Raw genomic sequence first — 23,798 nt, forward strand, 5'->3', positions numbered from 1 at the left:
CCCGCTGCCGGGTCAGCCGTTCTCGGAGCCCGCTTTCGGCTTGGCCGGACGGCGTCCGCGCGCGGCCGGCTTGCGGGCCGGCGCCTTGTGCGCGGAACGCGTCGACTTCTTGCGCGCCGGCGTGGCGGCGTCGGTCTCACCTTCTTCCGTCTGCCCGGCGTCGGCCATGGCCGGCTCCGGGGCCGGCTCGGCCGCGGTCACGGGCTCGGCGGCCGCGGCAGCGGCAACAGCGGCAGCGGCAGCGGCAGCCTCGGCGGCTTTCTGCGCCGCGGTCTTGCGCGGTGCGCGGCGGCGTTCCTTGGCCGGCGCTTTCTCGGCGGCCGGTGCTTCCTCGGCGGCCGGCGACTCGGCCGGCATCTCCAGCGGCGCCGCTTCGGGTACCGCATCGGCTGCGCTTTCGGGCGCGGCCGCCTCGGCTTCCGGCTGGACCTCAGGCACGGCATGCGCCTGCTCGCCGCGGCCACCCTGCTTGCGTCCGCCACGGCCGCGGCGGCGCGGTTCGCGCAGCGCTTCGTCCTGCGGCGCCTCGGCAACAGCCTCGCCACGCGGCTCGCCGGCCTCGGCCTGCTCCGCATAGGCGTCCGCCGCATCCCCGAGCGGCTCCGCAGCCGGCACCAGGACCGGCGCATGGGCGCTGCGGTAGACATAGGTACCCGACTTCTCGTCGCGGCCGAACTCGAACAGGCCGCGCGTCTGCGCTTCCTCGAGCAGGTTGCCGAAGGTGCGGAAGCCGAAATAGGTCTCGTTGAAGTCCGGACGGCGGCGCTTGAGGGTGTCCTTCAGCAGGGAGGCCCAGATCTTGCCGGTATCGCCGCGCTCGGCCACCAGGGCGTCGAAGGTCTCGACCACCATTTCCAGCGCCTGCACCTTGCGCGCTTCCAGTTCTTCCTTGCGGCGGTCGTCGCTCGGACGCTTGTTCTGCGGCTGGCCCTTGCGCGCGTCCTGCTCTTCCTTGCGCTTGGCGGCGGTGCGGCGCTGCTCGCGCACCAGGTCGTCGTAGAAGATGAATTCGTCGCAGTTGGCCACCAGCAGGTCCGAGGTCGACTGCTTCACGCCCACGCCGATCACCTGCTTGGCGTTCTCGCGCAGCTTGGAGACCAGCGGCGAAAAGTCGGAATCGCCGCTGATGATGACGAAGGTGTTGACGTGCGACTTGGTGTAGCACAGGTCGAGCGCGTCGACCACCAGGCGGATGTCCGCGGAATTCTTGCCCGACTGGCGCACGTGCGGGATCTCGATCAGCTCGAAGTTCGCTTCGTGCATGGTCGACTTGAAGCCCTTGTAGCGGTCCCAGTCGCAATAAGCCTTCTTGACCACGATGCTGCCCTTGAGCAGGAGACGCTCCAGCACGGGCTTGATGTCGAATTTTTCGTAGTTGGCGTCGCGAACGCCCAGTGCGACGTTCTCGAAGTCGCAGAACACCGCCATGCTGATATTGTCGGAGGATGAAGCCATGAATTGTTATTTTCTGGAAAATGTTGTGAGATTCAAGGGCGATTATACGCAACTAGGCGTTTGCGGCACGTTACGGGCTGCGCAAGCCCGCATCTGGGATAATGGCGGGGTCCACGCGCCTCTCCATCCACCATGCAAAAACCGACCCTGAGCTATCTCCATGTTCGTCCCAACGAGGAGCTGCCCCTGCTCGAGCAGTTCCCGCCCTTCCTTGCCGTGCTCGTGATCGACGAGGTCTGCGAGGAGATGTGGCGCTGGGAAGCCAGCCGCTGGCTGGCCGCCTCCTCCTGCCGCTACGTGCTGGCCTGGGGCCAGTACTGCGAAGACTGGGCCGAATCGGTCGACGACGCCAACCTCGAAGCCTTCGACTACGAGGACATTCCAGAGGAGAAGCTGGTCATGACGACCTCGCACGAGGAAGAGGAGCTGGACGAGGTGTTCTGGTTCGCCAAGCACCGCGCGCGGCATCCGACGCTGGTGTTGTCGCATACGGTGATCGTCCATGTCGCCGAGCGGGGGCGCAAGGATGTGCTGGAGAAGCAGTACGCGCAGGCGTGACACGTCAGTCCCGCGGCTCTTCCCGTCGCCCCGGCGAAGGCCGGGGTCCAAGTTTTGCATGAGCTAACGCAACGCCACGAACTTGGGCCCCGGCCTTCGCCGGGGTGACGGTTTTTCGGCTAACGATTGAAGAACGCTCTGCGGTACCGCACCATCATCCCTCATAAGCGCGCCAGCGTATTCCGATCCGGCGCCCCATCGAAATACTTGTCGATACACGCCTGGAACACCGCCACATCCGGCGCCACGTCGGCGAACAAGGTCATCGACGAATGGAACTTGAGGTCGTCCGGCGGCGGAAACACCTCCTCGATGGCATCGGCGTCGAGCGCCGCCACGATGCCCGCGCACTCGTTCATGCGCGCACCCAGCAGCGAATGGGCCAGGTAGGCCGCCGCCTCGTCGGTCGAACGGATGGCGTAGCGCTGCGACATCTCGCTCTGCCCGAGGCCCGCGATCTGCGGAAAGATGAACCACATCCAGTGGCTGCGCTTGCGTCCCGCGCGCAGCTCGGCCACGGCCTGGTCATAGACCGGGGCCTGCGCATCGACGAAACGTTTCAGGTTGAATTCGTCTGTCATGATTTCCCCTCCCTGTCGCTTAGATGCTATGGGTCCCTCTTTGTTTGCTACAGTATCGCACGATGAATTCCGAACACCTGACACTGCTCCTGGTCCGGGAGATGCCCTATGGCAAATACAAAGGACGCAAGATCGCCGACCTGCCCGGCCATTACCTGGGCTGGTTCGCACGCGAAGGCTTTCCCAAAGGGGAGCTGGGCCAATTGCTGGCCCTGATGTACGAGCTCGACCACAACGACCTGCGCGCCCTGCTCCACCCTCTACGCGCACGTCCCTAGCAAGCGGAAACGGGTCAGCGTGTCCCTCGTCTATACTGGCGGCTAAGATCACGCACGAACTTGCCGCTATATAATCCGGGCAACGCCACTCGCCTACACCGATGCCGAACGATACTGCTTCCACGCCGCTGGTGCTGGTCGTCGAGGACGACGACCACATCGCCCAGGTCCTGCGCTTCATGCTCGAACGCCAGGGATACCGGGTCACCCACCTTGCGGACGGGCGTGCCGCCAGCGAGCATATCGAGACGGCCACGGCCGCGCCCGACCTGATCCTGCTCGACGTGATGCTGCCCTATATCGACGGCTTCGAAGTCGTGCGCCTGGCGCGCGAGCGCGCCGACTGGGCCGCCGTCCCCATCCTCATGCTGACGGCCAAGAACACCGAACGCGACACGGTACGCGCCCTGGATGCCGGCGCCAACGATTTCGTGATCAAGCCCTTCCAGCCGAACGAGCTGCTGGCGCGCGTGCGCCGTTTCATGAGGCCCGCCGCATGAGCTGCCTGGCGGTGGTCCGCGTCCCGACTTCCACCCGAGGCGGCATTGGCGATCGCCCAGTCGTCTGACACCTTCGTTACCGTCGCGGTCTGGACGGGCGCCATCGCGCTCGCCCTCACGCTCCTGCTGAGCATCCAGATCATCCTGCTGCGCCTGTCGCTGCGCCGCCGCGAGCGGCGCGAGGCGCGGGTGCTGGCGCGCTGGCGCCCGCTGCTGAACCAGGCCATCGTCGGCGAACATCCCAGCCTGCCGGCCCTGGAACCGGGGGAGCGCCTGCCCTTCCTGCGCCTGTGGGTGCACCTGCAGGGCTCGCTGCGCGGCGAAGCCACCGAGGCCCTGAACAGCATGGCGCGCGCGCTGGGCGCCGACCGCCTGGCGCGTGCGATGCTGGCGCGCGGCCCGCGCCAGGAACGCCTGCTGGCGGTGCTGGTGCTGGGCCATCTGCGCGACCGCGAAGCCTGGCCACAGCTGCTGCCGCTGGCGGAACTGAGCGACAGCGCGCTGTCCCTGACGGCCCTGTGGGCCCTGGTGCGGGTCGATCCCGACGCCGCCGCCGAGTACCTGACGCCGCTGTTCATCGAGCGCGAGGACTGGGCGCTGTCGCACGTGGCCGGCATCCTGCAGCAGGCCGCCGCGCCCACCGCCGCGGTGCTGGGCCGCGTACTGCCCAACTTGCCCGGCGAGCGCCTGCCGCGCGCCCTGCGCATCGCCGAGGCGCTGCGCGTGCCGCTGCCCGGCCCGGTGCTGGCCGGCGCCCTGCGCGGCAGCGCGGTGCCGGTCGTGATCGCCGGGCTGCGCAGCGTGATCACGCCCGAGACCATCGAGGACGTGCGCGCCCTCCTGGCCCACGCGGACTGGCAGGTGCGGGTACAGGCGGCGCGCGCGCTGGGCCGCATCGGCGCCCGCGAGGACGCCGAGCGCCTGCGCGCCCTGCTGGCCGATCCGCAATGGTGGGTGCGCTACCGCGCGGCCCAGGCCCTGCGCGAGCTGCCGGCGCTGTCGCGCGCCGACCTGGAGCAGCTGCGCGACTCGCTCACCGACCGCTTCGCGGCCGACATGCTGCAGCAGGTGCTGGCCGAGGAGGAAGTTGCATGAACACGAGCCTTGGCAATCTCTTGGTCGATTTCATCACCTGGTTCGTGTTCTGCTATTTCATCGCGCTGAACGTCGGCTACCTGACGCTCAACCTGTTCTCGCTGCGCGCGCTGCGGCGCAAGGGCCAGGAGCTGTTCATGGCCGAACTGCCGCGCGCCTACTCGGGCCTGGAGCCGCCGATCAGCATCCTGGTGCCGGCCTACAACGAGGAAGCGACCATCGCCGCCTCGATCCGCTCGATGCTGCAGCTGAGCTACGCCGAGTTCGAGATCGTCATCATCAACGACGGCTCGAAGGACGGCACCCTGGACGTGCTCAAGCGCGAGTTCGCCCTGCTGCCCTTCCCCGAGGCCTACCGGCGCCAGATCCCGACCCAGGAAGTACGCCAGGTCTACCGCTCCACGCGCTACCCGAACGTGCGCGTGATCGACAAGCTCAATGGCGGCAAGGCCGATTCGCTCAACGCCGGCATCAACATCTCGCGCTACCCGCTGTTCTGCGGCGTGGACGCCGATTCGATCCTTCAGCGCGACAGCCTGGCCAAGGTCACCGAGCCCTTCCTGCGCGACCCTGCCGTGGTGGCCGCCGGCGGCACCGTGCGTGTGGCCAACGGCTGCCAGGTCAGCGGCGGCTTCCTGACCCAGGTCGGGCTGCCGAAGAACATCTGGGCCCTGTTCCAGGTGGTCGAGTACCTGCGCGCCTTCCTGTTCGGGCGCCTGGGCTGGTCGTCGATGAACGGCATGCTGATCATCTCGGGCGCCTTCGGCGTGTTCCGCAAGGACGCCGTGGTGCTGGCCGGCGGCTACCGCCGCGACACTATCGGCGAGGACATGGAGCTGGTGGTGCGCATGCACCGCCTGCTGCGCGAGCGGCGCCAGCCCTACCGCATCGAGTTCGTCCCGGACCCGGTCTGCTGGACCGAGGCGCCGGAAGACTACCGCACCCTCAAGAACCAGCGCATCCGCTGGCAGCGCGGCCTGGCCGAAAGCCTGAACGCCAACTGGGGCCTGCCCTTCTCGCGCAACGGCGGCGTGCCGGGCTGGGTGGCCTTCCCCTTCATGCTGCTGTTCGAGTGGCTCGGCCCCCTGGTGGAACTGGGCGGCTATGTGTTCATGGTGTGGGCCTTCTTCACCGGCATGGTATCGTGGCAGGCCTTCGGCGCCTTCCTGTTCGTGGCGGTGGGCCTGGGCATCCTGTTGTCGGCCTCGGGCCTGCTGCTGGAAGAGATGTCCTTCCACATCTACCCGCGCGGCAAGCAGCTGCTGGCCCTCGGCCTGGTCGTGATCCTCGAGAATTTCGGCTACCGCCAGCTCAATTCGGTCTGGCGCCTGACCGGCCTGTGGCGCTGGCTGGTGCAGAAGGAATCGACCTGGGGCACGATGAAACGCAAGGGCACCTGGCAAAGCAATGCACCCAAGTAGGCGATCATGTCCCGCTATCTCCTTCCCCTGCTCCTCATGACCGCACCGGCCCACGCCGCCTCGCTCTACCTGTGCCCCTTCGACACGGCGCCGCAGGCGTCGATCGGCGCCGGCATCACCGCGCCCGACGGCACGCGCCTGCGCGCCCTCATCGCCGACGCCGCACCGCTGCCCGGCTGCCGCAAGTTCGACCTCGGCATGGAAGCCGCGCGGATCGAAGCCGTGTACCCGCTGCCGCGCGACGCCAAGCTGGAACAGGCCATTCTGCTGCAGGGCGACGACACGAAAGGCGCGCTCGACGTCAGCGAGCACACTTTGATTGCCTCGAGGCCGGAGCCCGATCCGCCGGCGCCGATGCCCTTCGGCGAAAACCTGCTCGCATCGATGCAAGTGCGCAGCTTCGGCGTGGAAGAACGGGTGACGGCGACGCTGGCCGGCGGCCGCCTGCGCGTCGAATGCAAGGCCGGCGCCAAGCCGGCCGGGGTGCTGCTGCGCGGCCCCTGGTACCTGCCGCGCGCCGAGGCGGCGCTGCAGGCGCGGTTTTCCGGCAGCGGGCAATTCCTGTGGCAGGCGGCGGACGAGGCGCGCGCCGCGCGCGAAGGCGCGCTCGACATGGGCAGCCTGTCCGCCGGTGGGCGCCTGGCCCTGCCGCCCGGCCTGGAGCGCGGCGCCTGGCGCCACTTCACCGTATTGTGCCCGCAGCAGGCGGCCAGCCTGTCGCTCGACGCCCTGAGCCTGGAACCGGCCGCCGCCCACCCTGCGCCGCGCTCGACCTGGATCTGGAGCCGCACCGAATGGCGCGAACGGGGCCAGGCCATGATCGACTGGGCAGCCGGCGAAAGGATCGGCGAGATCTTCATCACCGTGCCGCTGGCGGAAGGCCAGGTGGCCGAGCCGGAGGCGCTGGCTGCCTTCATCAAGGCGGCCGGCGCGCGCGGGATCGCGATCACGGCGGTCGAAGGCGACCCGCACATGGTGATGCCGGAGCAGCAGGCGCCCACCGCCGCCCGCGCGCGCGCTTATGCCGCCTACAATGCCCAGGCCGAACCGGCTGCACGCCTGAAGGGCATGCAGTTCGACGTCGAACCCTACCTGATTCCCGCGCACGTGCTGCCGCCCGCCCAACGCGACCGCCGCTACCTGGAGCTGGCGGCCCGGCTGCGCCAGGCGGCGGGAACGATGCGGCTGGAGTTCGTGGTGCCCTTCTGGTGGGACAGCAAGACCGCGCTGCTGCGCGAACTGGCGCAGTCGGCCGACGCCTTGTCGGTGATGGACTACCGCACCGATCCCGGGCAGATCTACCGCTTCGCCGTGCCCTTCCTGGATTGGGCGGACGCGCACGGCAAGCAGGTGCGCATCGCGCTGGAAGCGGGACCGATCGGGGCCGAGACCCAGCGCCGCTACCGGCGCGCGGCGCCAGGTGCGGCGGGGGACATGCTGCTGGTGGAGCTGGACGGGCAGCCGCTGCTGGTGCTGCTGCGCCAGCCGGCGGCGCATCCGAAGGCGCAGGCCTTCACCTTAGCCGGAACGCGGCGCATCGACGGGTCGGCGACGACCTTTCATGGGGATAAGGAGGCGCTGCGGCGCCTGCTGCCGAAGCTGGAGGCGGTGTTCGGGGCGTGGAAGGGATTTGGGGGGATGGCCTTGCACGAGTGGCGGTGAGTCGCCGACAGCCGCGTTTGTACCGTTAGCTCGTCGTTCCGGCGAAGGCCGGAACGGCGTTTGTAGAGAGCGGGCTGGATCAGGCAAGTTGGTGCGCAGCCGCCACCGCCAGGGGCAACTCCACCACGAACCGCGTCCCCCTCCCCATCTCCGTCTCGAACGCGATCGTCCCCCCATGCTCCTCGACGATCGCCCGGCTGATGCTCAGCCCCAGCCCCGTCCCGCCCTTGGGCCGCGTATCCGCCGAATCGGCCTGCGCAAACCGTTCGAACACCCTGCCGCGGAACTCCGGCGGAATCCCCGGCCCCTCGTCCGTCACCGTCAGGCGCGCCCGCCCCTGCAGCTGGGACAGCCCCAGGGTCACCGCCTTGCCCTGCGGCGTGAACTTGATCGCGTTCGACAGCAGGTTCACCAGCACCTGCACCATGCGGTCGTGGTCGACCTCGGACCGGATCTGTTCCGCGCCCTGCGGCCGGTCCAGGCGCAGCAGCACGCCGGCCTCGCGCGCCTGGCCCTGCATCGAGGCCAGCGCGTGCTCGGCCAGCGGCAGCAGCGGCTGGGCGGCGCGCCGGTATTCCATCATGCCGGACTCCATCTTCTGGATGTCGAGCAGGTCGTTCACCATGCGCACCAGCCGCTCCGCGCTCTGGCTGGCGATGCGGATCAGGCCCGCCACGTCCGGCGCCAGTTCGCCCGCCATGCCTTCGTCCAGCATCGAAAGCGACGCGCGGATCGAGGTGAGCGGCGTGCGCAGCTCGTGCGAGACGGTCGAGATGAATTCGTTCTTCAGGCGCTCGATCTTCTTGCGCTCGGAGATGTCGTGCAGGAAGACACTAAAGAAGGCGTCCTCGCCTTCGCCCGCCAGCCCCGCCGTCATCTCGATGGTGAATTCGAAACCCTGGCGGTTGATCACGGTGCGCTCCAGGCGCCGTCCCAATGCGCCCAGCCGGCCGGTCTGGCGGAAGGCGTGCAAGGCCTTGCCGACGCTGGCGCGGTAGCGCTCCGGCACCACCAGCTCGGCCAGCGGCCAGCCCACGGCTTCCTGCCGGCGCCATCCGAACATGCGCTCGGCGGCCTTGTTCCAGTCGACGATCATGCCGCGCTGGTCGACCGCGAGGAAGGCGTCCTGGGCGGCGTCGACGATGGCGCCGATGCGCTGCTCGCTGGCGCGCACGGCGGCCAGGGCGCGCTCCAGGTCGCGCGTGCGTTCCTCCACGCGCCGTTCCAGGGTCGCGTTCAGGTCCTGCAGCTCGGCGCGGCGCTGCACCAGGTTGTTCACCAGCGCATTCAAGGCGCCGGACAGCTTGCGCACCTCGTCGTAGCCGTCCCGGCTCGGCACCAGCGCCGTGGTATCGCCGCGGCGCAGGCGGTCGGCCGAATCGGCCAGTTCGCCGAGCGGGCGGGTGATGCGGCGCGCCACCAGCACGCCGGCCACCGAGAACAGCACCGCCAGCGCGGCCCCGCTCCACAACGCGCGGGCGCGCAGGCGCCGTACCGGCTGGTAGGCATCGCCGATATCCTGGCGCACCAGCACGTTCCAGCCTAGGCCCGGATAGATGCCGCGTCCGCGCGTGGCGCCGTAGCCGACCAGGTAGGAGCGGCCGTCCGGCCATTCCTCGACCAGGTAGCCGGTGCGCCGCTGGCGCGCTTCGCGCAGGCTGGGCTGGTCGATGGTCTTGCCCTGCAGGTCCTCGGGGCCGAGCAGCACCACGCCCTCGGCGCTGACGATCAGGGCCTGCACCTTGCCGCGCATCTGCACCGGCGCGATGATCGAGCGTTCGACGTCGCGCGCCCATTGCCAGGACAGGTGCACCCCCAGCACGCCGGCCGGCCGGCCCTGGGCGTCGGCATAGGGAAAGGCGACGTCGACGAAGCGGCGCGGTTCGCCGTCCTGCGCCGGCAGCAGCTTGGCCAGCAGGACGGCCTCGTGCACGTCGCCCACGTGGATGCCCTTGAGCGCATCGCGGAACCAGGGACGCTGCGCCACATTGGCGCCTTCCAGCAGGCCGCGCGCCTCGACCAGCACCTTGCCGTCCAGGCCGGCCATACCGATCCACTCGTAGTACCAGTAGGTTTCCTGCATGTCGGCCAGCACCTTGCGGCGCTCGGCCTGGGTGGTACCCGGGTCGACCAGGTCGCGGCGGCGCGCCATCAGGCCGACCTCGCGGTAGCGCTCGTACATACCACGGTCGAGCTTGTCGGCGGTCTGCATCGCCATCTCGCCCAGGCCGTGGCCGATGCTGTTCTTGACCTGCTCGGTGGAGGCGCTTTCCACCACCTCGACCAGCAGCAGGGTCAGCACCACGGTGAGCGTGGAAAACGCCAGCGCCAGCCACGCTCCCAGGCCGCGCGGTCGCAAGGGTTCAAGGAAACGGGCTAGGAAGGTTGCCATGGCGCAGGTAAAAGGCGGTATCTACAGCGTAACACACCCATGCCGGCGCTGCGCCCCTGACGAGCGCACCTACCCGCCACGGGTAAGCCTGGCCCCGCCCGCCCGCCGGAAAGCCCCGCATTCCGCACGGCCACAGCCGATTTCCGGTAAACTTGCGTGTTACATGGAATCACGCCACCGATTGGGAAACACCGTCATGCAAGCCACCGCCACTCCCGCCATCCTCGACTACGCCACCTCGTGCACCCTGCCCACGCCCTGGGCCCAGTTCACGCTGCACGCCTGGGTCGAGCCGGCGACCGGCAAGGAACACCTGGCGATGGCCCTGGGCGACCTGTCGAACGGCGAACCGGTGCTGGCGCGCGTGCATTCCGAGTGCCTGACCGGCGACGTGATGTTCTCGCAGCGCTGCGACTGCGGCGCCCAGCTCGAAGGCGCGCTGCAGCGTATCGCCGAGGAAGGCCGCGGCATCCTGCTTTACCTGCGCCAGGAAGGGCGCGGCATCGGCCTGGTCAACAAGATCCGCGCCTACCGCCTGCAGGAAGCCGGCGCCGACACCGTCGAGGCCAACCTGCAGCTGGGCTTTCACGCGGACGCCCGCAACTACGAGCTGTGCCGACCGATGCTGGACCAGTTCGGCATCAAGGCGGTGCGCCTGATGACGAATAACCCGCGCAAGATCGACGCCCTGTCCCGCCTCGGCATCGAGGTGGCCGAGCGCGTGCCGCTGCTGGTCAACCGCAATGCCTTCAACAACAGCTACCTGAACACCAAGCAGGCCAAGCTGGGCCACATGATGACGCCGCTCGCCGCGTCCGACGCCGCCTGATGCCTCCCCGGGGCGCCTAACGCGCGCTTTCAGCCTTGATCTGGTGGCAAGATAGAGTCCTTAGTCTTGCCATCAAGAGATTGCATGAAACGGGTTGTCATCGCTCTTCTACTGTCCTGTATCGGGCTGAGCGCGGCGACCGCGCCAAGTGCGCCGCCCGCCGCCTCCCGCCCCGCGAACCAGGGTTCGCAGGCTGCCGCCACAGGCGGCCAGGCCGCGCAGGCACTGCCGCCCGCCGCCACCCCGCCCGCGCCCGATCCCGGCGAAGTCGAGGCCCTGGAGCCTCTGCCGCCGCCCTCGTCCGCCGCCCAGGACCTGTACGCCTCAGCGCGCACCGACCTGCTGCAGATCCGCATGCTGCTCAAGAACGGCCGCACCCAGTCGACCGTGGGCTCGGGCTTCCTGGTGGGCACCAACAACCTGGCGGTCACCAACTATCACGTGGTGTCGCAGATGGCGCTCGACCCGGACGTCTACACCGCCGAATACATCGACACCGACGGCAACACCGGCCCGGTGGAGCTGATGGCGGTCGACGTGCTGCACGACCTGGCCGTGGTGCGCGTGAACCGCAACGGCAGCGGCTTCTTCAAGGTGCCGGAACGCCCCGTGAAGCTGAGCCAGGGCCAGTACCTGTACGCGCTCGGCAATCCGCTCGACCTGGGCTTCGCGATCTCGGAAGGCTCGTACAACGGCGTCCTGCAGCGCAGCTTCTATGACCGCCTGATCTTCAGCGGCCCGATCAACTCCGGCATGAGCGGCGGCCCGACCATCACCGCCGGCGGCACCGTGGCCGGCATCAATGTGGCACGCCGCCTGGACGGCGAATCGGTCAGCTTCCTGGTGCCGGTCAAGTATGCCCAGGAGTTGCTGCGCAAGGTGGCCGCCCAGCCCGCGCCGCCCAGGGACTTCAACCCGCTGATCGCCCAGCAGCTGCTGGCGCACCAGGGCGGCATGGTCGACCGCCTGCTGGACGAGCCGCTCACGCTCAAGGGCATGGGTCCCTACCTGGTGCCGGTGCGCGAATCGGGCCAGGTGCGCTGCTGGGGGCGTTCGACCGTCAAGGCACAAACCGCCTTCAGCGTCGACGCCATGAACTGCGTGATGCAATCGGCGGTGTTCGTGTCGGACTCGCAGCAGACCGGCGCGGTGGCGGTGAGCCACCGCTACATCCGCTCCGGCAGCATGGAGCCGCTGCGCTTCGCCGCGCTGGCCGGGGACCTGTTCGGGGTCGAAGGCTTCGGCAACATCGGCGACCCGCGCCTGACCAAGCCTTTCTGCACCGAGCGCTTCGTGCACACCCGCTCGCTGCCCCTGCGCGCCGTCACCTGCGTGCGCGGCTACCGCAAGTTCGAGGGCCTGTACAACTTCACCCTGCTCACGGCCAGCACCGACGCGGCCCAGGCCAGCCTGCAAAGCCGGGTCGACGTGTCCGGCGTGTCGTATGAAAACGGCTTGCGCGTGACGCAGGCCTTCCTGGGCGCCTTCGGGCGCAGCGGCCGCCGATGAAAGGCCCCTGGACCATCGAGATGTTGGCCCGAAACGGCGAGGTGCTGCACCGCTACCGCGTGGCGGCCCTGCCGATCCGGGTCGGGCGTGCCTACGACAACGACTTCATCGTCGACGACGACTATACGGCGCCCCACCACGTGCTGATCGAGGCCGGCGAGGACGGCAAGCTGATGCTGCGCGACCTCGGCACCCGCAACGGCATCGTGCACAAAGGCCGCCGCGTCACCGAGCTCGGGCTGGACGGCGACACCGTGGTGCGCATGGGCCACACCAGCCTGCGCGTGCGCGGCGCCGACTATCCGGTTCCGGCCGAGCTGCGCGACCGCACCATGCACGGCTGGGAGGGCCTGCTGCCGGGCCTGGCCGGCGCCCTGCTCACCGGCCTGGTGGCGCTGCTGGCGGCCTGGCTGACCGACCGCGGCGGCTTTGAACTGGAACGCTATGTGCAAGCCCTCGCGGCCGGCATCGGCATCGGCCTGCTGTGGAGCGGCATGTGGGCCTTCAACAACCGCGTGTTCGGACGCCACGCGCGCCTGGGGCGGCACATGTTCATCTTCGGCTGCGGCATGGCCGCCCTGCTGGGTTTCCGGCTGCTGGAGAGCGTATTGGCCTATGCGTATTCCTGGGAATGGCTGACGCGCTACGGTTCGCATGCCGCTGTGCTCACGGTCGCCGGCGTTATCTATTTTCACCTGGCCACCGTCAAACCCCAGTTGCGGCGCCGCCTGCGCGCCATGTGCGCGGCGCTGGCCATGCTGGCCTCCGGCCTGGTGCTGGTCGGCAACCAGCAGCGCCACGGCCGCGTGGCCGACGAGCTCTACATGTCGGTGCTGCTGCCGCCCGAGATGCGCGCCAGCCCGGATGCGCCCGTGGCCGAGTTCATCGGCCAGGTCAAGGCGATGCGCGCCGAGATCGACGCCGAGCGCAAGCGGCGGCCGGGCGACGACGGCTGAGTTGCCTTTCCGCATGCGTAGCGCGAGCCCGCATGAGCGCGTATAGTGCTGTCCTTGATAAAAAAAGATGCATCAGATGGGTCAAGGGGAGATTGGAGACATGTCCGAACCGCGCCAGCGACGCTCCGACCAGGCCACGGCGAATGCCGTGGCACGCGGGCTGAACATCCTGTCGGTGCGCGACGCCTTCGTCGCGCGCCGCTACATGGAGCACAAGCAGGTGCCCGAGCCGGTAATCGAGCGCACGCTCACGCAACCGGGGCAGCGCCGCAAGCTGACGCCCGAGCAATGCGTAACGGAGGCCATCTTGCCCTTGAACAGACGGAACGCCAGTTAGGCAGGATCGCCCACCTGGCGATCGGCAAGGATGAGCAGATCGGGCGGTATCGTTTCTCGCCGGAGCAGGATTTACGTCCCGACGTTGCCGACTGCTGTCCAGGACCTGCTTCCGCCTTTGCTCACTCCTGTCGTGGGTAATCTCACTTGGCTGAAAATCGTCATACCCTCCACTCGAGGCAATGACTTCCCGCGCAGGGGCACTGCTGTCCGGGATATTTCATCTAGCTGAAAATCGTCGTTCCGGGACTAGGCGTCCCGGCACGACGAGATAATGGCTGTAAATTAGTCCTTGGAATTACTTACGTTGCCAGTGTTGCGAACAAAACCCTGCTAATGCAGGGATAGCGATTATCCCGGACAGCAGTGCGCGCAGGCGGGAATCCACGTGTTGTCAGCATTATCGAAGCGCTGGCAAACCTGGGCCCCCGCCTTCGCGGGGGGTCGTTACCGCCAGTGGCGGTAACGACATACGTTCCATATAAGATTACTTGGATCCCCGCCAAGGGGGCCGCCGAGGCCGGGGACGACGTACTAAGGTGCTTGCGAACTTGGGCCCCCGCCTTCGCGGGGGTGACGTACGTTCCGTACGTCACTTTGACAAGCGGCGGCTGATGGCCGATCATCGGCCATCGCGCATCCATGCCGCCGCCATGCTTCCAAACCGCAGTACCATCGCCGCCATCCTCGCCTGGAGCCTGTTCTGGCTCCTGATGGTGCTGGTCGCCGTCGAGGACTTCCGGCGCGATGGGGGCCAGGCGATCTGGCAGCCCATCCTGTGGGAGACTTCCTCGGCCCTGGTGGCGACCTCCCTGCTGCTGCTCCAGCGCCGCTTCACGGCGCGCCACGACGGCCTGATCGCCACGCCCTGGCGCTGGGCCCTGGTGCAGGCGCGCTGGCTGCCGCTGTACTGGATCGCTTTCGCGCCGCTGGTATTCGGCATCCGCCATGCGGTGTACGCGCTGGCCGGCGCCAGCTACGAGCACGAACCCTGGGGCGATGTGTTCGTCTATGAAGCGCTCAAGATGACGGTCTTCGTCGGCCTGTTCACGGCCATCGGCTTCGGACTGCTGTCCTACCGCCAGCTGCTCGGCGAGCGGGAGCGTGCGCAGCAGGCCCAGGCGCTGCTGCGCGAAGCCCAGCTCGAGCGCCTGACGCGCCAGATGCAGCCGCACTTCCTGTTCAATGCCCTCAACACCATCTCGTCGCTCATGCACCAGGACGTCGCGCGCGCCGACGCCACCCTGGTGCAGCTGGCCGAGGTGCTGCGCGCCGCCCTGGCCCTGGGCGAACGGCCCCAGGCCAGCCTGGCCGACGAACTGCGGCTGGCGCGCGGCTATGCCGCCGTGATGGCGGAACGTTTCGAAGGCCGTGTGAACCTCTCCTGGGACATCGCCGACGAGGCGCTCGGGGTGGCACTGCCCGCGGTCAGCCTGCAGCCCCTGCTGGAGAACGTGTTCAAGCACACCGTCGAACGGCGCCGCGCGCCGACCCGCATCGACATCAGCGCGGCCTGCCGCGAGGGCATGCTGGTCCTGCGCGTCGACGACGATGCGGGGCGGCTCGATGCAGGACCGGGCGACGCCGGCTGCAGGTCCGGCATCGCCCTGTCCAACCTGCGCACGCGGCTGGCGGCGCTGCACGACGGCCGCGCCGCCCTGGACCTGTTCCAGCTGGAGCCGGCCGGCGTGCGCGCGGAAATGCGGGTGCCATGCGCATCCTGATCGTCGACGACGAACGTCCGGCGCGCGACCGGCTGCGCCGCATGCTGGCGCTCGAAGCCGGCATCCAGGCGGTCGAGGAAGCGGGCGACGGCGTCGAGGCCTTGCAGCGCATCGCCGCATTCGCGCCCGATGCCCTCCTGCTCGACATCGAGATGCCGGAACTGTCGGGCATCGACGTGGCGGCCTCGCTGCCCGCGCCGGCGCCGCTGGTGGTGTTCGTGACCGCCTACGACGAGTATGCATTGCGCGCCTTCGATGCCGAAGCGGTCGACTACCTGCTCAAGCCCTTCGACCAGGCGCGCCTGCACCGGGCGCTGGAACGCCTGCGCGCGCGCCTGGCGGCGGGCCATGCCTCGCCCCTGCCGTCGGCGCCGCCGCGCCAGCTGCTGGTGAGCGAGCGTGGCGGGACGCGGGTGGTGCCGGTGGCCGATATCGAGTGGCTCGAGACGGCGGACAACTACGTGGCGCTGCATACGGCCCAGGGCGCGCCGCTGCTGCGCCAGACCCTGGGCGGATTGCTCGAACGGCTCGGTCCCGGCTTCGTGCGCTGCCACCGGCGCGCGGCGGTGCGCCTGAGCTGCATCGACAGGATCGTGGCGCTCGACAAGGGCGATGGCGAGGTCGTGCTGCGCAGCGGCGCGAGGGTGCCCTGCAGCCGCCAATACCGCGCCGAGCTGGTGGAAAAGCTCCAGCCCTAGGGTTGGCCGGGCGCGCAGCCGGCTCCGCCGCCGACGCGTCCAGCCGATGCGTGAGGCCTTGGCGAAGCTGACCGGAGGGCGCCTTCCGGTTCACCCCGCCCCACTCCCGCTTCGCCCCTTTCCGCTGGCCCGCGCGCGCAGGCGGCCGCAAGCTGGCGCCATCTTCACTTCGTGAGCGGACCATGCAAACTCTCCCCCACCAGCCGGCGGCGCGCCTCTACTTCCTCGACTGGGTGCGCATCCTCGCCTTCTTCGTCCTGATCGCCTACCACATCGGCATGTACTACGTGAGCTGGGACTGGCACGTGAAGAGCCCCTTCGCCTCCGACGGACCCGAGCCCTTCATGATGCTGTCCTCGCCATGGCGCCTGACCCTGCTGTTCTTCGTGGCCGGCGCCGCGTCGCGCTTCCTCATCGAGCGCCTCGGCACGGCATCCTTCCTGCGCCAGCGCAGCTTGCGCCTGCTGGTGCCGCTGCTGTTCGGCATGGCCGTGATCGTGCCGCCCCAGCCTTACCTGGAGGTGGTCGAGAAGCTCGCCTACGGCGACGGTTTCCTCTCCTTCATGCGCCTCTACTACAGTGCCTATGGCGGCTTCTGCCGCGAGGACTGCCTCGACCTGCCCACCTGGAACCACCTGTGGTTCGTGGCCTACCTGTGGGTGTACACGATGGTGCTCGGCTTCCTGGCGGCGCTGCTGCCCGCCGCGCGCATCGAGGCGCTGGCCGAGGGCCTGGACCGGCTGCTCAGCGGCTGGCGGCTGATCGTCCTGCCGGCGCTCGTGCTCGGCGTGGTGCGCATCCTGCTGCTCGACCGCTTCGAGACCACCCACGCCCTGGTCGACGACTGGTACAACCACGCGGCCTACTTCCTGCCCTTCCTGCTCGGCGCCCTGATGGCGCGCCGCCTGCGCTTCTGGGACGGACTGGCGGCGCTGCGCTGGCAGGCGCTGGTGCTGGCCCTTGCCGGCTGGGCCGCCATCATCCTGTGGTACGCGACCTGGCGCACCGGTCCCGACGAGGAAATCATGGCGCTGCTCACGCCGGCCGCCCGCTGCGTCTATACCCTGTGTGCCTGGAGCGCCATCGTGGCCGCCTGCGGTTTCGCACGCCGCCACCTCGACCGCGACGGCCCGGCGCGGCGCTACCTCACCGAAGCCGTGTTCCCCGTGTACATCGCCCACCAGACCCTGATCGTGGTGCTGGCGCATGCCTTCAAGCCTCTGCGCCTGGCGCCGGGCCTGGAAGCGCTGGTGCTGGCGGTGCTGACCATCGGCGGCTGCTTCGCCCTGTTCGAGGCGGTCCGGCGCGTGCGGCTCCTGCGCCCGCTCTTCGGCCTGGCGCCCTTGTGCGCACCTGCCGGTGCGCGCACGGGGCAGGACGTCGTAGCACTGACGGAATCCGCGCCGGAACGCGCTGCCTAGTGGGCGGTGCTGCCGGACGAGCGCGACTCCTTTCCAGCCTGGGCCGGGGGCGGCGGCGCGGGCTTGTCGCCGCCGTTTCCACCCATGGGAGGCTGGGCCTCGCTGTTCGGGCGGGCGAAGGGGTCGGCCATACTGCGCATCGCCTCCTGCTGCGAGCGGATGCCGCGCTCGGTTTCCTCGGCGGTGGAGCGCGCCACTTCGTCGACCAGGGCGCGCGCCGTGCGGCTCGTGTTCTGCACGTGCTGCTCGGTCACGCGCGCCAGCTCGACCTGGGATTCGGCCGCCAGGCGCGCGATGTGCTGCTGGTAGGCACGCAGCTTCTCGGTGGTCGGCTGGGCGCGCGCCGCGGCGGCGCTGAGCAGCTCGGTCTGGCGGTCGGCGCTCAGCACCTGCTGGCTGGCCAGGGTGGTTTCCTCCAGCAGGGTCTGGGCCAGCTGGATATGCAGGTCGCACATGTGCTGGAAGGAACGGAACAGGGACTTCGACATCTCGTTGACGAAGGCGGCGTGCGCGTCCAGGTGGCTGCGCACAGCCGGGGTCGCGGATTGCGGAAATGGGTACATGCGGTTCCTCGCTGAAATGATGGTTGGACGGGTGCCGGACGGCGTCCACGGCGCGGCGATTCGGCACGAGCCTGATAGGCTAGCCCGACGCCCTATGCGAGGCTTGATGTGCGCCAAACGCGGCCAAGGACGTACGATCCTCAGGCCGCGTCCAGCGGCGCGCCACAATCCTTGCAGTAACGGGCCGCCGCCTCGTGTCCTTCGCTGCCGCATGCCGCGCAATCGCGCGCCGGCTGGCGCGGCCTTTCCTCGCCGCCGCGGCGGTCGGTGCGGCGCGCCGTCATCTCGGCCGTCACGATGCCGGTCGGCACCGCCAGGATGCCCCAGCCCAGCAGCATCATGAAGGAAGCGATCGCCCGCCCCAGGGTGGTCTGGGGCGCGATGTCGCCATAGCCGACCGTGGTCATCGTCACCGTGGCCCAGTACATCGACAGCGGAATGCTGGTGAAGCCGTTCTGCGGTCCCTCGACCACGTACATCACGGTGCCCATGATCAGGATCAGCATCAGCACCACCGACAGGAACACCAGGATCTTGCGCCGGCTCGCCGCCAGGGCTTCGCCCAGGCGCGTGTATTCCTCGATGTAGAGCGTGAGCTTGAAGATGCGGAACACGCGCAGCAGGCGCAGGATGCGTATGTCGATCAGCAGTTCGGCGCCCGGCACCAGCAGGGAGAAATAGGTCGGCAGCACCGACAGCAGGTCGATCACGCCATAGAAGCTGGTGGCGTAGCGCAGCGGGCGCCGGACGCAGGCCAGGCGCGCCATGTACTCGACCGTGAACAGCAGGGTGAAGGCCCATTCCAGCACCGCCATCGGGCCCGCGTGGCGCTTGCCGATCGAAGGCACGCTGTCCAGCACCACCACCAGGATGCTGAGCAGGATGGCGCACACCAGGGCGATATCGAAGCGCCGCCCTGCCGGGGTGTCGATGCCGAAGATGATGTCGAACATCGTCCTGCGCCAGCCGCCGGCGGGCCTGCCCAGCACGTCGGGCAGGTCCGAGGGCGCCGGGGCTTCCAGCGGGCTCAATGGCAAGGCGGCCCCTTGAGCTCCACCGTGTTGCCCTCGGGATCCTGCAGGTAGATCGACGGCCCCTCGCCTTCGGCGCCATAGCGCGGCTCGGCCGGGCCGGCCTCGACGCCGTGCGCTGCCAGGTGGGCGCGGATCGCGGCCTCGTTGAAAGGCTCGACGCGCAGGCACAGGTGATCGAGGTTGCGCCCCTCCGGGCCCGGCGCGGCCCCGCCCATGCGGCCCAGCTTGCCTGTCACCGGCACCAGGTCGATCAGGGCGCTGCCGGCGCGCAGTTGCACCAGGCCGATCTCGTCCTGGCGGCGCTCGACCGGGCAGCCCAGCACCTGGCCGTAGAAGCCGACCATGCGTTCGAGGTCGGAAACGCGCAGCACGATGTGGTCGAGCCCGCGCACAGGAATGGCGTGGCGGTCAGCGCGCTGCATGCCGTTCCACCCAGGCGGCGAAATTGTCGACATAGGCCTGGAGGAAGGCGCGGGTCGAGTCGTCCGTCATGCGGGCGCCGTCGAACTTGGCCGCGATGCCGCCCAGATAGGCCTCGGCCGGCAAGGCCGGCATCTGCAGGAAAGGCAGGGTCTGGCGCAGGTGGTGGTTGGCGCCGAAGGCGCCCAGGGCGCCGGGCGAGACGCTGACGATGGCGCAGGGTTTGCCGGTCCAGGCCGCCTTGCCGTAGGGGCGCGAACCGACGTCGATGGCGTTCTTCAGGACGCCGGGAATGGAGCGGTTGTATTCGGGGGTGCAGAACAGGATGCCGTCGGCCTGGCGGATGCGCTCGCGGAAGGCGGTGAAGGCGGCCGGCGGGTCGGCCGTTTCGTCGTCCTCGTTATACATCGGCAGATCGCGCAGTTCGACGATCTCCATGTGCAGCGATGCGGGGGCCAGTTCGATCAGTGTGTTGGCGACCTTGCGGCTGAACGACTCCTTGCGCAGGCTGCCGACGATGACGGCGATATTCCGTGTTGCCATGGTGCTCCTTTCCGTGTGTGCGGTGGTGGAGTCCAGATGGTAACCACTTTTTCGGCGCCGTGTTGGCGCCGGGCCCGCATCAAAGACGCAGGCGCCGGTACTGCTCGAGGAAGACCGCGGACTCGCGCTTGCCCAGCACCCGCACCGGGTCGCCGTGCCAGGCATAGAGGAAGGGCTCCCCGCCCTGGCGGTCGGTCAGCTTGGCCGACAGCAGGAAGCGCGTCCCGGCCGGATACCGCTGCGGGTCGCTGAGCGCGCGCGCGCACTGCACGCGCAGGCTGGTCGCATAGGCCTGGCCGGGCATGGGACGGATGCGCAGGCGGCCGCTGCGCGGATCCGCCACCGACTCGACGGCCACGTCGCGGTAGGCCCAGGCTTCGCGCGCCATGCTCAGCCTTGCGCGGGGGCGAGGCCGGCCGCCTGCCGGGGCGCCGCTTCGCGGATCGGCAGGTTGACCAGGGCCGCCGCCAGGGCCAGCAGGATGTCGGCGTACCACATCCAGGTGTAGTCGCCGCTGTGCACGAAGGACAGGCCGCCCAGCCAGGCGCCGAAGAAGCCGCCGATCTGGTGCGACAGCAGGGTCAGGCCGAACAGGGTGGCCAGGTAGCGCATGCCGAACAGCTTGCCCACCAGCCCCGCGGTCGGCGGCACCGTGGCCAGCCAGGTGAAGCCCAGGGCGGCGGCCATGATGTAGAAGGTCCAGGCGGTCTTGGGCGCCATCAGGTAGGCAACGATGATCAAGGCGCGGCTGCCGTAGATGATGGCCAGCAGGTGCTTCATGCGGTAGCGCGAGGAGAGCGCGCCGGCCAGCAGGCTGCCGAGGATGTTGAACAGGCCGATCAGGGCCAGTGCCGTGGCCGAGACGCCGGCCGGCAGGCCGCACAGGGCAACCTCGCCCGGCAGGTGGGTGACCAGGAAGGCGATGTGGAAGCCGCAGGTGAAGAAGCCCGCGTGCAGGCACAGGTAGCTGCGGTCGCGCATCGCCTGGCGCAGCTGTTCGGTGAGCGTGATCGCGGTGGGCAGCGGAATCGCCGTGCTGCTCACCGTGGGCGATGCCGCGGCCTTCTTGCGGCGCAGCGGCCAGGACAGCGGAATGGTGAGCAAGGTTGCGGCGGCCATGGTCAGCATGGCCCAGACCCAGCCGGCGCCGGCGATGATCGCCTGCATCAGCGGAGCGAACACGAACTGGCCGAAGGAGCCGCCGGCATTGATGAAGCCCGAGGCGAAGGCGCGGCGCGAGGGCGGCAGGCGCTGGGCGGTGGCGCCGATCAGGATCGAGAAGCTGCCCGCGCCGGCGCCCGCGGCCGACAACACGCCCATGCTGAATATCAGGCCCCACTCGCTGCTCATGAAGGGCGTCGCGGCGGTGCCCGCGGCCAGCATCACCCCGCCCAGCACCAGCACGCGGCCGGGGCCGTACTTGTCGGCGACGGCGCCGAAGATGGGTTGCGAGGCGCCCCACAGGAGCTGGGCGACGGCCATGGCGAAGCTGATGGAGGCGATGCCGAGTCCGGTGGCGGTGTTGATGGGGGACATGAACAGGCCGGTGGTCAGGCGCGCGCCCATGGTGATCATCAGGATGGCGCTGGCGGCCAGGATCAGGGCCCAGGCTGCGCGTGGTGTCATCTCGGGTTGGGCGGTGCTCATGTTTATCTCCTCATTGGCACAAACCTTGGGTGAACGGTAATGGAATGAGGCAGCGTATGAACGTCGCTCCGGCGAAGGCCGGAACCTAAGTTCTGCGCGAGCTGATGCAGCGTTTAACTTGGGTCCCGGCCTCCGCCGGAACGACGGTCTTTCTGCTAACGACCGCCGTTGCCATCCACCCGACGGTGAATGGAAGGATTATAGTGCAGTTACACCCAATTGCGCTCCGAGCATCACTCTGCCCGAATCAACAGCGCCACCGCCTCCGCCGCCATGCCCTCTTCCCGCCCCAGGAACCCGAGCTTTTCGTTGGTCTTGGCCTTGATGTTGACCTGCTGCGGCGACACGCCCACGTCCTCGGCGATGCGCGACACCATCTGCGGGATATGCGGCGCCATCTTGGGTGCCTGGGCGATGATGGTCGCGTCGATGTTGCCGATGGTGTAGCCGGCGTTCAGCACGCGGTGCGCCACCTCGCGCAGCAGGGTGCGCGAATCGGCGCCCGCGAACATGGGGTCGGTGTCGGGAAAGTGCTTGCCGATATCGCCCAGCGCCGCGGCGCCCAGCATGGCGTCGATGATGGCGTGCAGCAGCACGTCGGCGTCCGAATGGCCGAGCAGGCCGAGACGGTGGGGGATGGTCACGCCGCCGACGATGAGCTTGCGCCCTTCGACCAGCGCGTGGCAGTCGTAGCCGGTCCCGATGCGGAACGGCGGAGTGGGATTGTAGGATGCGAGTGCCATATCTTCTCAGTTCTTCTCAGTCGGTTGCGACGCCGCCAGGTACATCTCGGCGATCCGGATGTCTGCCGGCAGCGTCACCTTCAGGTTGCAGGGGTGTCCTTCCACTAACTTGGGGGCCAGTCCGAGCGCTTCAACCGCACTGGCGTCATCGGTGATCGCTCCCGGGTCGGTGGCCGCGTCGAGCGCGCGCAGCAGCAGGCGGTGGCGGAACATCTGCGGGGTCTGGGCCAGCCACAGGCTGTCGCGCGGCACGGTGCTCACCTCCCCGGCCACGCTGCGCTTCACGGTGTCGACCACCGGCAGGGCCAGCAGGCCGCCAACCGGGTCGTCGCCCGTCTCTTCGATCAGGCGCGCGATCAATTCGGCGTTCAGGCCGGGACGGGCCGCGTCGTGCACCAGCACCCAGTCGTGCTCGGTGAGCGTGCCGCCCAGATGGCGCAGGCCGTTGCGGATCGACTCCATGCGGGTCGCGCCGCCGCAGCGCAGCACAGTCACGGGCAACTGCGCCCCCTGCTCCGGCAGGATGCCGTCGATGTAGGCGTCGCCGGGGCTGACCACGACATAGGTGTGGGCGATCAGGGGGCTGGACAGGAAAGCGTCGATCGTGTGGCGCAGCATGGGCTTGCCGTTGATCGGCAGGTACTGCTTGGGGCTGCCGGCCGCCATGCGCGCGCCGACCCCGGCCGCCGGAATCAGCGCCACGTAGCTGGGAATTGCTGTGTTCGTCATTGGGTCTTGCTTCGTCTTGCCTGTTTAATCAGAGACTGTACCTCACCTGCGCAAACCTTGCCGAGGCGGGCGTATTCCTGCGGCGAATCGATCGCCGCCTGCAGGCTTTCGACGCGCGCCATTTCGCTTTTGATATAGGCCATCCAGCCGCTGTCGAGCTCGCGCTGGAGCAGGGATTGCGCCTGCCCCAGGCGTGCGTACAGGGGCTTGGCTTCGAAGCGCTGGGCCAGCGCGGCGCGCACCCTGGCCTCGGCCTTGGGCAGGTAGTCGAGGTAGGTGTTGAGGTGACGCATCTCGTGGGCCAGCACCTCCTGGTAAGCGCAGGAGCCCGGCGGAAACTCGCGTCCGATATAGACCACGATCGGCAGGTAGGTCAGGCTGACCTCGACGCGCGCGGCGATACATTCGTAGCCGCTGGCGGGGTCGCTCAGCATGCGCCCGCCCACCTTGATGCCGACCCGCGATTCGGTATGCGTCAGGCCGAGCACATAGGCATTCGCGCGCGCCCCGCCCTTCATGCGCGTGAGGTCGTGGTAGGAGCGGGTGTGATCGATACGGTAGCCCTGCTGGCGGCTGACGACCACCGACACCGCGCGCTCGAGGGTGTCTTCGCAGCGCGCCTGCAAGGGCGTGCGCGCCTGCGCCGCCGCTTCCTGCGCCACCAACTGCGAGCAGGTCAGCAGGAGCGCAGACAGCGGCTTCAT

Annotated in this window: 25 protein-coding genes; 13 read left to right on the forward strand and 12 right to left on the reverse strand. The window is 68.8% G+C overall.

What is annotated here, in order from left to right; translation table 11 throughout:
- Window positions 1-12: 12 nt before the first annotated feature.
- Window positions 13-1,455: an NYN domain-containing protein gene (locus V7778_RS02790; RefSeq protein WP_335551832.1), complete on the reverse strand. Its 1,443-nt coding sequence runs from the start codon at window positions 1,453-1,455 to the stop codon at window positions 13-15.
- Window positions 1,456-1,587: 132 nt separating this feature from the next.
- Here V7778_RS02790 and V7778_RS02795 point away from each other — a divergent pair, with 132 nt between their 5' ends.
- Window positions 1,588-2,013 carry a DUF7684 family protein gene (locus V7778_RS02795; protein ID WP_335551833.1) on the forward strand — a complete coding sequence of 142 codons (426 nt, stop codon included), beginning with the start codon at window positions 1,588-1,590 and terminating at the stop codon, window positions 2,011-2,013.
- A gap of 161 nt (window positions 2,014-2,174) precedes the next feature.
- On the opposite strand, the gene V7778_RS02800 is transcribed toward V7778_RS02795, so the two are convergent.
- On the reverse strand, window positions 2,175-2,594 hold the full coding sequence (locus V7778_RS02800; RefSeq protein ID WP_335551834.1) for a DUF1810 domain-containing protein: 420 nt from the start codon (window positions 2,592-2,594) through the stop codon (window positions 2,175-2,177).
- 62 nt (window positions 2,595-2,656) lie between these two features.
- Between V7778_RS02800 and V7778_RS02805 the strand changes: the two genes are divergently transcribed.
- The 5 genes from V7778_RS02805 to V7778_RS02825 all read left to right on the forward strand — a co-directional run bounded on the left by V7778_RS02805 (window position 2,657) and on the right by V7778_RS02825 (window position 7,550).
- A complete protein-coding gene (locus V7778_RS02805; RefSeq protein ID WP_335551835.1) occupies window positions 2,657-2,872 on the forward strand; it encodes a DUF3820 family protein in 216 nt (71 codons plus the stop codon).
- A 101-nt stretch (window positions 2,873-2,973) separates the two neighbouring features.
- The gene (locus tag V7778_RS02810; protein WP_335551836.1) at window positions 2,974-3,372 is read left to right on the forward strand and encodes a response regulator transcription factor; all 399 of its coding nucleotides are present in this window, start codon (window positions 2,974-2,976) and stop codon (window positions 3,370-3,372) included.
- Between the two features lie 45 nt (window positions 3,373-3,417).
- Entirely contained in the window at window positions 3,418-4,467 is a 1,050-nt protein-coding gene (locus tag V7778_RS02815; RefSeq protein WP_335551837.1) for a HEAT repeat domain-containing protein, read from the forward strand.
- Window positions 4,464-5,888: a glycosyltransferase family 2 protein gene (locus tag V7778_RS02820; RefSeq protein WP_335551838.1), complete on the forward strand. Its 1,425-nt coding sequence runs from the start codon at window positions 4,464-4,466 to the stop codon at window positions 5,886-5,888. The genes V7778_RS02815 and V7778_RS02820 overlap by 4 nt, the downstream gene beginning before the upstream one ends.
- Before the next feature lie 6 nt (window positions 5,889-5,894).
- Window positions 5,895-7,550: a hypothetical protein gene (locus V7778_RS02825; RefSeq protein WP_335551839.1), complete on the forward strand. Its 1,656-nt coding sequence runs from the start codon at window positions 5,895-5,897 to the stop codon at window positions 7,548-7,550.
- A gap of 79 nt (window positions 7,551-7,629) precedes the next feature.
- Here the strand turns inward: V7778_RS02825 and V7778_RS02830 are convergent, their stop codons facing one another.
- Window positions 7,630-9,942, reverse strand: a complete 2,313-nt coding sequence (locus V7778_RS02830; protein WP_335551840.1) for an ATP-binding protein — start codon at window positions 9,940-9,942, stop codon at window positions 7,630-7,632.
- A 196-nt stretch (window positions 9,943-10,138) separates the two neighbouring features.
- Between V7778_RS02830 and ribA the strand changes: the two genes are divergently transcribed.
- The 7 genes from ribA (at window position 10,139) to V7778_RS02865 (ending at window position 17,415) form a co-directional block, all read left to right on the forward strand.
- Window positions 10,139-10,771 carry a GTP cyclohydrolase II gene (gene ribA, locus V7778_RS02835; protein ID WP_335551841.1) on the forward strand — a complete coding sequence of 211 codons (633 nt, stop codon included), beginning with the start codon at window positions 10,139-10,141 and terminating at the stop codon, window positions 10,769-10,771.
- An 84-nt stretch (window positions 10,772-10,855) separates the two neighbouring features.
- Entirely contained in the window at window positions 10,856-12,280 is a 1,425-nt protein-coding gene (locus tag V7778_RS02840; protein WP_335551842.1) for a S1 family peptidase, read from the forward strand.
- A gap of 20 nt (window positions 12,281-12,300) precedes the next feature.
- Complete coding sequence (locus V7778_RS02845) at window positions 12,301-13,236, forward strand: FHA domain-containing protein (protein WP_335551843.1); 936 nt, start codon at window positions 12,301-12,303, stop codon at window positions 13,234-13,236.
- Window positions 13,237-13,336: 100 nt separating this feature from the next.
- A complete protein-coding gene (locus V7778_RS02850; protein WP_335551844.1) occupies window positions 13,337-13,573 on the forward strand; it encodes a hypothetical protein in 237 nt (78 codons plus the stop codon).
- A gap of 652 nt (window positions 13,574-14,225) precedes the next feature.
- A complete protein-coding gene (locus V7778_RS02855; RefSeq protein WP_335551845.1) occupies window positions 14,226-15,296 on the forward strand; it encodes a sensor histidine kinase in 1,071 nt (356 codons plus the stop codon).
- The gene (locus V7778_RS02860; protein ID WP_335551846.1) at window positions 15,284-15,994 is read left to right on the forward strand and encodes a LytR/AlgR family response regulator transcription factor; all 711 of its coding nucleotides are present in this window, start codon (window positions 15,284-15,286) and stop codon (window positions 15,992-15,994) included. Before V7778_RS02855 ends, V7778_RS02860 begins: the two co-directional genes overlap by 13 nt.
- A 182-nt stretch (window positions 15,995-16,176) precedes the next feature.
- Window positions 16,177-17,415 carry an acyltransferase family protein gene (locus tag V7778_RS02865; RefSeq protein WP_335551847.1) on the forward strand — a complete coding sequence of 413 codons (1,239 nt, stop codon included), beginning with the start codon at window positions 16,177-16,179 and terminating at the stop codon, window positions 17,413-17,415.
- Here the strand turns inward: V7778_RS02865 and V7778_RS02870 are convergent.
- The 9 genes from V7778_RS02870 to V7778_RS02910 form a co-directional block, all read right to left on the reverse strand.
- Complete coding sequence (locus V7778_RS02870) at window positions 17,412-17,978, reverse strand: phasin family protein (protein ID WP_335551848.1); 567 nt, start codon at window positions 17,976-17,978, stop codon at window positions 17,412-17,414. The genes V7778_RS02865 and V7778_RS02870 overlap by 4 nt on opposite strands.
- Window positions 17,979-18,118: 140 nt before the next feature.
- The gene (locus tag V7778_RS02875; RefSeq protein ID WP_442920691.1) at window positions 18,119-19,009 is read right to left on the reverse strand and encodes an ion transporter; all 891 of its coding nucleotides are present in this window, start codon (window positions 19,007-19,009) and stop codon (window positions 18,119-18,121) included.
- Window positions 19,006-19,434, reverse strand: a complete 429-nt coding sequence (locus tag V7778_RS02880; protein ID WP_335551849.1) for a VOC family protein — start codon at window positions 19,432-19,434, stop codon at window positions 19,006-19,008. The genes V7778_RS02875 and V7778_RS02880 overlap by 4 nt, the downstream gene beginning before the upstream one ends.
- Complete coding sequence (locus tag V7778_RS02885) at window positions 19,421-19,975, reverse strand: NADPH-dependent FMN reductase (RefSeq protein WP_335551850.1); 555 nt, start codon at window positions 19,973-19,975, stop codon at window positions 19,421-19,423. The genes V7778_RS02880 and V7778_RS02885 overlap by 14 nt, the downstream gene beginning before the upstream one ends.
- Before the next feature lie 79 nt (window positions 19,976-20,054).
- The gene (locus V7778_RS02890; RefSeq protein WP_335551851.1) at window positions 20,055-20,363 is read right to left on the reverse strand and encodes a hypothetical protein; all 309 of its coding nucleotides are present in this window, start codon (window positions 20,361-20,363) and stop codon (window positions 20,055-20,057) included.
- Window positions 20,364-20,365: 2 nt separating this feature from the next.
- Complete coding sequence (locus V7778_RS02895; RefSeq protein ID WP_335551852.1) at window positions 20,366-21,622, reverse strand: MFS transporter; 1,257 nt, start codon at window positions 21,620-21,622, stop codon at window positions 20,366-20,368.
- A gap of 233 nt (window positions 21,623-21,855) precedes the next feature.
- Window positions 21,856-22,365 (reverse strand): 2-C-methyl-D-erythritol 2,4-cyclodiphosphate synthase, encoded by a 510-nt coding sequence (ispF, locus tag V7778_RS02900; protein ID WP_211520208.1) that lies wholly within the window; start codon window positions 22,363-22,365, stop codon window positions 21,856-21,858.
- Window positions 22,366-22,371: 6 nt separating this feature from the next.
- Complete coding sequence (ispD, locus tag V7778_RS02905) at window positions 22,372-23,094, reverse strand: 2-C-methyl-D-erythritol 4-phosphate cytidylyltransferase (RefSeq protein WP_335551853.1); 723 nt, start codon at window positions 23,092-23,094, stop codon at window positions 22,372-22,374.
- Window positions 23,091-23,798: a hypothetical protein gene (locus V7778_RS02910; protein ID WP_335551854.1), complete on the reverse strand. Its 708-nt coding sequence runs from the start codon at window positions 23,796-23,798 to the stop codon at window positions 23,091-23,093. Before V7778_RS02910 ends, ispD begins: the two co-directional genes overlap by 4 nt.

The sequence above is a fragment of the Massilia sp. DD77 genome (assembly GCF_036961685.1).
In the GTDB taxonomy this organism is placed as follows: Bacteria; Pseudomonadota; Gammaproteobacteria; order Burkholderiales; family Burkholderiaceae_D; genus Telluria.

What these genes read in the sequence shown, in the direction of transcription:
- V7778_RS02840 (WP_335551842.1), top strand. Translation starts at nt 10,856, where the DNA reads ATGAAACGGGTTGTCATCGCTCTTCTACTGTCCTGTATCGGGCTGAGC.
- V7778_RS02870 (WP_335551848.1), bottom strand. Translation starts at nt 17,978, where the DNA reads ATGTACCCATTTCCGCAATCCGCGACCCCGGCTGTGCGCAGCCACCTG.
- V7778_RS02800 (WP_335551834.1), bottom strand. Translation starts at nt 2,594, where the DNA reads ATGACAGACGAATTCAACCTGAAACGTTTCGTCGATGCGCAGGCCCCG.
- V7778_RS02855 (WP_335551845.1), top strand. Translation starts at nt 14,226, where the DNA reads ATGCTTCCAAACCGCAGTACCATCGCCGCCATCCTCGCCTGGAGCCTG.
- V7778_RS02845 (WP_335551843.1), top strand. Translation starts at nt 12,301, where the DNA reads ATGTTGGCCCGAAACGGCGAGGTGCTGCACCGCTACCGCGTGGCGGCC.
- V7778_RS02880 (WP_335551849.1), bottom strand. Translation starts at nt 19,434, where the DNA reads ATGCAGCGCGCTGACCGCCACGCCATTCCTGTGCGCGGGCTCGACCAC.
- V7778_RS02885 (WP_335551850.1), bottom strand. Translation starts at nt 19,975, where the DNA reads ATGGCAACACGGAATATCGCCGTCATCGTCGGCAGCCTGCGCAAGGAG.
- ispF (WP_211520208.1), bottom strand. Translation starts at nt 22,365, where the DNA reads ATGGCACTCGCATCCTACAATCCCACTCCGCCGTTCCGCATCGGGACC.
- V7778_RS02795 (WP_335551833.1), top strand. Translation starts at nt 1,588, where the DNA reads ATGCAAAAACCGACCCTGAGCTATCTCCATGTTCGTCCCAACGAGGAG.
- V7778_RS02830 (WP_335551840.1), bottom strand. Translation starts at nt 9,942, where the DNA reads ATGGCAACCTTCCTAGCCCGTTTCCTTGAACCCTTGCGACCGCGCGGC.
- V7778_RS02810 (WP_335551836.1), top strand. Translation starts at nt 2,974, where the DNA reads ATGCCGAACGATACTGCTTCCACGCCGCTGGTGCTGGTCGTCGAGGAC.
- V7778_RS02825 (WP_335551839.1), top strand. Translation starts at nt 5,895, where the DNA reads ATGTCCCGCTATCTCCTTCCCCTGCTCCTCATGACCGCACCGGCCCAC.
- V7778_RS02790 (WP_335551832.1), bottom strand. Translation starts at nt 1,455, where the DNA reads ATGGCTTCATCCTCCGACAATATCAGCATGGCGGTGTTCTGCGACTTC.
- V7778_RS02820 (WP_335551838.1), top strand. Translation starts at nt 4,464, where the DNA reads ATGAACACGAGCCTTGGCAATCTCTTGGTCGATTTCATCACCTGGTTC.
- V7778_RS02860 (WP_335551846.1), top strand. Translation starts at nt 15,284, where the DNA reads ATGCGCATCCTGATCGTCGACGACGAACGTCCGGCGCGCGACCGGCTG.
- V7778_RS02865 (WP_335551847.1), top strand. Translation starts at nt 16,177, where the DNA reads ATGCAAACTCTCCCCCACCAGCCGGCGGCGCGCCTCTACTTCCTCGAC.
- V7778_RS02850 (WP_335551844.1), top strand. Translation starts at nt 13,337, where the DNA reads ATGTCCGAACCGCGCCAGCGACGCTCCGACCAGGCCACGGCGAATGCC.
- ribA (WP_335551841.1), top strand. Translation starts at nt 10,139, where the DNA reads ATGCAAGCCACCGCCACTCCCGCCATCCTCGACTACGCCACCTCGTGC.
- V7778_RS02805 (WP_335551835.1), top strand. Translation starts at nt 2,657, where the DNA reads ATGAATTCCGAACACCTGACACTGCTCCTGGTCCGGGAGATGCCCTAT.
- V7778_RS02890 (WP_335551851.1), bottom strand. Translation starts at nt 20,363, where the DNA reads ATGGCGCGCGAAGCCTGGGCCTACCGCGACGTGGCCGTCGAGTCGGTG.
- V7778_RS02910 (WP_335551854.1), bottom strand. Translation starts at nt 23,798, where the DNA reads ATGAAGCCGCTGTCTGCGCTCCTGCTGACCTGCTCGCAGTTGGTGGCG.
- ispD (WP_335551853.1), bottom strand. Translation starts at nt 23,094, where the DNA reads ATGACGAACACAGCAATTCCCAGCTACGTGGCGCTGATTCCGGCGGCC.
- V7778_RS02895 (WP_335551852.1), bottom strand. Translation starts at nt 21,622, where the DNA reads ATGAGCACCGCCCAACCCGAGATGACACCACGCGCAGCCTGGGCCCTG.